This is a genomic window from Komagataeibacter ossonobensis (assembly GCF_057359305.1).
In genome coordinates this window covers 1-6,069 of record NZ_JBXAYQ010000077.1, presented here as the reverse complement: position 1 = coordinate 6,069, position 6,069 = coordinate 1, and the positions used below count along the sequence as shown (strand labels likewise).

The window sequence follows — 6,069 nt, the reverse complement described above, 5'->3', positions numbered from 1 at the left end:
ACTTTTATCCTTATTTATAAATCCTTCAGACCGGGTCGCCTATCTGGCCGTAACGGGTGCTGCGGGGGTAGTGCCAACGTCAAACGGCAGCGTCCCCTGCACCGGGTCGCCAGTCCGCGCCCGCATGCGCCAGTGCAGCACATAATGGCCCGGCGTCAATGCCATGCTGGTCGCAATGGACTGCTGTTCATCATCACTGGGCGATGCAGGCAGCAGTTGCGGCACCCCACTGGGACCAAGCAGCAGCAGACGGGCGCGAAACGGGTCGATCACTGTATCGAATGACAGCCTGATGGCCACGTTGCCCGCAGCAACCCGCTGCCCCGGCGCGGGATCGGAATGCACCAGTGCTGGCGTGGCGCTGGCCTGCGCCACAACTGCCGCGCCGGACAGGATGGCGGACAGGCCAAGCATGCGCAGCATTGGAAAAAAGGACACGGGAACGATACCTCCGGCATGGTTGGACTGCCGTGTGTATTCCCCCGATATGCGAAGGGCGGCAAGACCTTCGTCCCGCCGCCCTGTATTTTGCCCCCCCCAAGGGAGCCATGGCATATCAGATATAATGTTCCTGGATCGGCTTCAGCCCGTTGAACCCGGTCGAGCAGTAGGTCGAGACATATGCTCCCGTGGACAGCAGTTCGATCCGGTCCCCCGACTCCAGACCCAGCGGCAGGGCATAGGGGGTCTTTTCATACATGATATCCGCGCCGTCACAGGTCGGGCCCGCAATGGCAACGGGGCCGGTTGCCGTCCCGTCATGCGGGGTGCGGATGCCATAACGGATCGCCTCGCCCTCGGTCTCGGCCAGACCGCCGAAACGCCCGATATCCAGATAGACCCAGCGCACGCCATCATCGATTCCACGACGGCTGACCAGCACCACTTCGGATGACACCACGCCCGCGTCACCAACGATGAAACGACCCGGCTCGACAATCATTTCCGGCAGGTCATTGCCGAAATGCTCGGTCATGGCGTGGCTGATCGCCAGCGCGAAGCTGTCGATGCCCGGCACGTCGTCACGGTACCGGATGGGGAACCCGCCACCCAGATTGACCATGCGCAGGTCCAGCCCCGCCGCCTTCAGGTCCGTGAACAGCATGCCGACGCGCGCGATGGCGGCTTCGTACGCGCCGGTCGCCGTCTGCTGGCTGCCGACATGGAAGGACAGGCCATACGGGTCCAGCCCCAGGTCACGGGCGCGCAGCATGAGGTCACGCGCATTGTCCAGCGTCGTGCCGAACTTGCGCGACAGCGGCCAGTCGGCGCCTTCGTTTTCCACGATCAGGCGACAGTATACGCGCGAACCCGGCGCATGGCGGGCCAGCTTTTCCAGTTCTTCCGCGCAGTCGAATGCGAACATGTCAACGCCAGCGGCAAAGGCGCGGGCGATGTTGGACGCCTTCTTGACAGTGTTGCCAAAGGAGACGTCGGCCGGACGCGCACCCGCATCAAGGCACATGGAAATCTCTTCCCATGATGCCGCGTCGAATGCCGAACCCAGACCCACCAGGCGGGTCAGGATCTCACGGGCGGGATTGGCCTTGACGGCGTAATAGATCCGGGCCAGCGGCAGCGCGTCGCGCAGTGCGCGATAGCGTTCTTCCACCCGGTCAACGTCAACGACAAGGCAAGGCGTAGCAGGAGACTGCTCAGCCAGATAACGAGCGATTTTGGGAGTCATCGCACCCAAATCCCTTCTGTACTGCCGCCCGATGGATACAATTCTGGAATTGCACAAACGGACAGATGTTGCGAAACGGTCTAACGGACCAGCGACCAATTAAGGACCCCCACCCTGTGGTGGCCCGATTGCCAGAACGCTTGACGTCGTTGCGTAACCTCAGAGGGCCAGTGGCACGTGCGTTGTTGCGTAAGCAGCGCATATGAGGACAATACGCCCGCGACGCAATAGAAAAATCATCCCTTCCGACAGTTTTTCGTCTAAGGTCACATGATCGTGGCGCAATATACACATGACCGGTCCCGACCCGGTCCGTCCACGTGACAGCAGACAGGACACGCAGTTCCCCTTGATTGGTACCTCATCCACTGAAATCGATATGACGGATATCCCGCCGCCTGCGTCCCACCTGCCGCATTTTTCCATGCGGCAGGTCAAGAAGGTGGCACAACAGGTCGCCCGCAACATCGTATCCGACCAGATCACGCTGGCTGCGGCGGGATGCGCATTCTATGCCACCCTGTCCCTGTTTCCCGCCATGAGTACGCTCATCTCCCTCTACGGGCTGCTGTTCGATCCACAGACGGTGGAACCGCAGCTGGTGGTGCTGCGCAACCTGCTGCCGCCATCCGCCTATGACATGATCGGGGACCGTATCCACCTGCTGGTGGCCGAATCGCATTCGTCACTGACGCTCAACCTGATCATATCGACCACCATCGCCACGTGGTCGGCATCCGCTGCCACGCGTTCGCTGATCATGGCGATGAATGTTGCCTACAACACGCCCGAAACGCGCAGCTTCGTACGTTTCCAGGCCATGGGCATGGGACTTACGTTCTGTTCGATCTGCGGGGGGATCCTGACACTCGCCCTGATGGTGGCGCTGCCGTTCCTGCTGGATTACCTGCCGCAGCGGCTGGCCCTTGCCCCGCCACCCGGATCGGTCGAACTGCTGGTACGCATGGGGGGACCACTGCTCATGCTGCTGTTCGTGCTGTCGCTGTGTTCGCTGCTGTACCGCTTCGGCCCCAACCGGCCCCATACATACTGGCGCTGCATCCTGCCCGGATCGGTGGGGGCGACGCTGCTGTGGCTGCTCTCATCGGCGGGCTTTTCCTATTATGTCAGCCATATCGCGGGCTACAGCGCCACCTATGGGCCGCTGGGCGCGTTCATCGCCATCATGATGTGGTTCTATGTCTCGGCCTATGTCGTGCTGCTGGGGGCCGAACTGAACGCCGGGCTTGAAATCGAGATGAAACTGCGCTGCGCCCCTGAAAAGACCATGGAAGGCTGGACCAAGCACCAGAGCCTGTAGGGCGGACTGGTCAGCGCGGCATGCTGGCCACTTCTTCCTCATCATCCATCAAGGGCCTGAGATCGACCTGCGTCGTCCCCATGCCCAGCATGCCAAGCTGGCGCGCGGCCTCAAGCGACAGGTCAATGATACGGGCGCCATGATAGGGTCCGCGATCATTGACCCTGACCACCACCGAACGTCCCGTCCGGCGCGAATGCACCAGAATCCGGGTACCAAACGGCAATTGCCGGTGGGCGGCGGTCAGCGCGCCGGGATCAAACATCTCCCCCGATGCAGTGGCGTGACCAAGTTGCCGGCCGCTGCCGTACCAACTGGCCAGGCCATGCTGGCTCCAGTGCGTGGGCACACGCGTCATGGCAGGCAGCCGCCGCATGCCACCACGGCCGCCATGCCGCCCCACGGGCGCACCGTGTCTTACCGCGGCACACGCCACCTGCATGCCACCGGATGCCGCCAGCATGAAACACGCCACGATCACCGGGAACGCAAACCGCGCCCTGTCGCGGCCCATGCGCGTGCCGCCACGTCTGTGATCGGGATATCCTGTCATGACCCCATCATATCATGTGGCGCACCGATATCATATCAATAGCGACACGGTCCGCCGATCCCCGTCATGGACCGGTCCAGCAGGCGCCTGCACGGCACGCGTGACATGATCGGACTTGGAACCGGGCGGCGGGCGTGCTAGGCGCGTGCATCATGGAGCGCCCTCTCATTGCCGTGCTGAACGGCCCCAACCTGAACATGCTCGGGCTAAGGCAGCCCGAGGTCTATGGTCATGCCACGCTTGATGACGTGGAACAGGTCTGTGTCCAGGCCGCCGAACGCCTGGATGTGGCCATCGACTTCCGCCAGACAAATGGGGAGGGGGAACTTGTTTCATGGATACAGGAATGCCGGGGCCGCGCACGCGGCATCATCATCAACCCGGCGGCCTATTCCCATACCTCGGTCGCAATCCTTGATGCGCTGCTTGCCGTTGATCTGCCTGTGATCGAGGTGCACATTTCCAATATTCACCGCCGTGAAGCCTTCCGTCATCACTCCTACGTCTCCCGCGCCGCCATTGGCGTCATATGCGGGCTTGGCGTACGCGGGTATGCCCTGGCGCTTCAGGCCATGACAGACATGATTCTGGACGAGGACGATCAATGAGCCGACTGCTCGTGGATGCGGATGCCATTCGGGCATTGGCTGAAATTCTGACCGATACCGGCCTGACCGAAATCGAGATCGCGGAAAAGGACAACCGCATCCGTGTTGTCCGCGCGGCAGCACCGGTCGCCCATGCCGTGCCGGCCCCGGCGCCTGTGGCCGCGCCCGTTCCCGTGGCGCCCGTGACCGCCGTGGCCCCTGCGGCCACGGACCCGTCCAAGCACCCCGGCGCCGTGACCAGCCCGATGGTGGGTGTCGCGTATCTGGCGCCCGACCCGTCTTCCCCGCCGTTCGTCACCGAAGGCCAGCAGGTCAGCGCGGGCCAGACGCTGCTGCTGATCGAGGCGATGAAGACCTTCAACCAGATCAAGGCCCCCCGCGCGGGCACCCTGAGCAAGGTTCTGGTGCAGTCGGGCGACCCGGTCGAATTTGGCGAAGCGCTGGTCATCATAGAGTAATGTTTTCCAAGATCCTCATTGCCAATCGTGGCGAGATCGCCCTGCGTATCCTGCGGGCCTGTCGCGAACTGGGTATCCGGACGGTTGCCGTGCATTCCACGGCCGACACCGATGCCATGTATGTCCGCCTGGCGGATGAAGCCGTGTGCATCGGGCCGCCCGCAAGCCGCGACTCGTACCTCAATGTCGCGGCCATCCTGTCGGCGGCCACCATTACCGGGGCGGACGCGATCCATCCCGGTTACGGCTTCCTGTCGGAAAATGCCGATTTCGCGGAAACGGTGGAAGCTCACGGCATCACCTTCATCGGGCCGACGGCGGAACATATCCGCATGATGGGTGACAAGATCACCGCCAAGACCACCATGATGGCGCTGGGCGTGCCGCTGGTCCCCGGATCCGACGGCGCACTGGAAAACCTTGAACAGGCGCGTGAAGTGGCGGCAAGGGTCGGCTATCCCGTGCTGATCAAGGCTGCCGCTGGCGGCGGCGGGCGTGGCATGAAGGTCGCCCCGACCGAGGCCGACCTTGAGGAAGCGTGGAGCGTCGCCCGCACCGAAGCCCGTGCCGCCTTTGGCAATGATGAGGTGTATCTGGAAAAATACCTCGACAAGCCGCGCCATATCGAACTGCAGATCATGGCCGACACGCATGGCAACGTGGTGCATTATGGCGAACGTGACTGCTCGCTGCAGCGCCGTCACCAGAAACTGCTGGAAGAAGCGGGATCACCCGCGCTTACAGCAAGGCAGCGTGACGAAATCGGTGCGATCGCCACATCCGCGCTGACAAAGCTGGGTTACCGCAACGCTGGCACGCTGGAGTTCCTGTACCAGGACGGACAGTTCTGCTTCATCGAGATGAATACCCGCCTGCAGGTGGAACATCCGGTGACGGAAATGGTGTGCGACGTGGATCTGGTGCGTGAGCAGATCCGCATCGCGGCGGGGGAGCCGATCGGCTACAGCCAGTCGGACATCAAGTTCTCCGGTCATGCGATCGAATGCCGCATCAATGCGGAAGACCCGCAGACCTTCATGCCCACGCCGGGCACGATCACCGTCTATCACCCGCCCGGGGGGCTGGGGGTGCGAATCGACAGTGCGCTTTATGCGGGCTACCGCGTGCCGCCTTATTACGACAGCATGATCGCCAAGCTGATCGTGCGCGCTCCCACGCGACTTGAGGCCATCGAGCGCATGCGGCGCGCGCTGGATGAATTCGTGATCGAGGGGGTCAAGACGGTCATCCCGCTGCACCGCAAGATTCTGGAAGATCCCCAGTTCCGCAAGGGTGATTACACCATCCACTGGCTGGAAAACTTCGTAGCCCGCCAGCAGGAAAAGAACTGAACCGGACTACAAGCCGAAAGCAGTGGAACATTCCATGAAAAAAGGGACGGTACCATGAAGGTATCGTCCCTTTTTTATAGAAATTTTTCG

Annotated in this window: 7 protein-coding genes; 4 read left to right on the top strand and 3 right to left on the bottom strand. The window is 62.2% G+C overall.

The features are described from left to right. Positions 1-39: 39 nt before the first annotated feature. Together AC1RQ9_RS18255 and AC1RQ9_RS18250 are read right to left on the bottom strand one after the other, a co-directional pair. Positions 40-438, bottom strand: coding sequence for a copper resistance CopC family protein (locus AC1RQ9_RS18255; RefSeq protein ID WP_485988030.1), 399 nt, complete (start codon positions 436-438; stop codon positions 40-42). Between the two features lie 118 nt (positions 439-556). Continuing rightward, entirely contained in the window at positions 557-1,687 is a 1,131-nt protein-coding gene (locus AC1RQ9_RS18250; RefSeq protein ID WP_485988028.1) for a type III PLP-dependent enzyme, read from the bottom strand. Between the two features lie 292 nt (positions 1,688-1,979). Here AC1RQ9_RS18250 and AC1RQ9_RS18245 point away from each other — a divergent pair, with 292 nt between their 5' ends. After that, positions 1,980-3,008, top strand: a complete 1,029-nt coding sequence (locus AC1RQ9_RS18245) for a YihY/virulence factor BrkB family protein (RefSeq protein WP_193733199.1) — start codon at positions 1,980-1,982, stop codon at positions 3,006-3,008. Between the two features lie 10 nt (positions 3,009-3,018). On the opposite strand, the gene AC1RQ9_RS18240 is transcribed toward AC1RQ9_RS18245, so the two are convergent. Then, positions 3,019-3,561: a septal ring lytic transglycosylase RlpA family protein gene (locus tag AC1RQ9_RS18240; protein ID WP_485988026.1), complete on the bottom strand. Its 543-nt coding sequence runs from the start codon at positions 3,559-3,561 to the stop codon at positions 3,019-3,021. A 152-nt stretch (positions 3,562-3,713) separates the two neighbouring features. Between AC1RQ9_RS18240 and aroQ the strand changes: the two genes are divergently transcribed. From aroQ to accC, 3 genes are read left to right on the top strand one after another with little or no spacing between them, the layout of a single operon-like run. Further along, positions 3,714-4,169 (top strand): type II 3-dehydroquinate dehydratase, encoded by a 456-nt coding sequence (gene aroQ, locus AC1RQ9_RS18235; RefSeq protein ID WP_010514708.1) that lies wholly within the window; start codon positions 3,714-3,716, stop codon positions 4,167-4,169. After that, positions 4,166-4,627 carry an acetyl-CoA carboxylase biotin carboxyl carrier protein gene (accB, locus tag AC1RQ9_RS18230; protein WP_485988024.1) on the top strand — a complete coding sequence of 154 codons (462 nt, stop codon included), beginning with the start codon at positions 4,166-4,168 and terminating at the stop codon, positions 4,625-4,627. The genes aroQ and accB overlap by 4 nt, the downstream gene beginning before the upstream one ends. Next, complete coding sequence (accC, locus tag AC1RQ9_RS18225; protein WP_193733196.1) at positions 4,627-5,979, top strand: acetyl-CoA carboxylase biotin carboxylase subunit; 1,353 nt, start codon at positions 4,627-4,629, stop codon at positions 5,977-5,979. The genes accB and accC overlap by 1 nt, the downstream gene beginning before the upstream one ends. Positions 5,980-6,069: the final 90 nt, after the last annotated feature.

Excerpts from the sequence above, each read along its gene's own strand:
- AC1RQ9_RS18250 (WP_485988028.1), bottom strand. The coding sequence starts at position 1,687 with ATGACTCCCAAAATCGCTCGTTATCTGGCTGAGCAGTCTCCTGCTACG.
- accB (WP_485988024.1), top strand. The coding sequence starts at position 4,166 with ATGAGCCGACTGCTCGTGGATGCGGATGCCATTCGGGCATTGGCTGAA.
- AC1RQ9_RS18240 (WP_485988026.1), bottom strand. The coding sequence starts at position 3,561 with ATGACAGGATATCCCGATCACAGACGTGGCGGCACGCGCATGGGCCGC.
- aroQ (WP_010514708.1), top strand. The coding sequence starts at position 3,714 with ATGGAGCGCCCTCTCATTGCCGTGCTGAACGGCCCCAACCTGAACATG.
- accC (WP_193733196.1), top strand. The coding sequence starts at position 4,627 with ATGTTTTCCAAGATCCTCATTGCCAATCGTGGCGAGATCGCCCTGCGT.
- AC1RQ9_RS18245 (WP_193733199.1), top strand. The coding sequence starts at position 1,980 with ATGACCGGTCCCGACCCGGTCCGTCCACGTGACAGCAGACAGGACACG.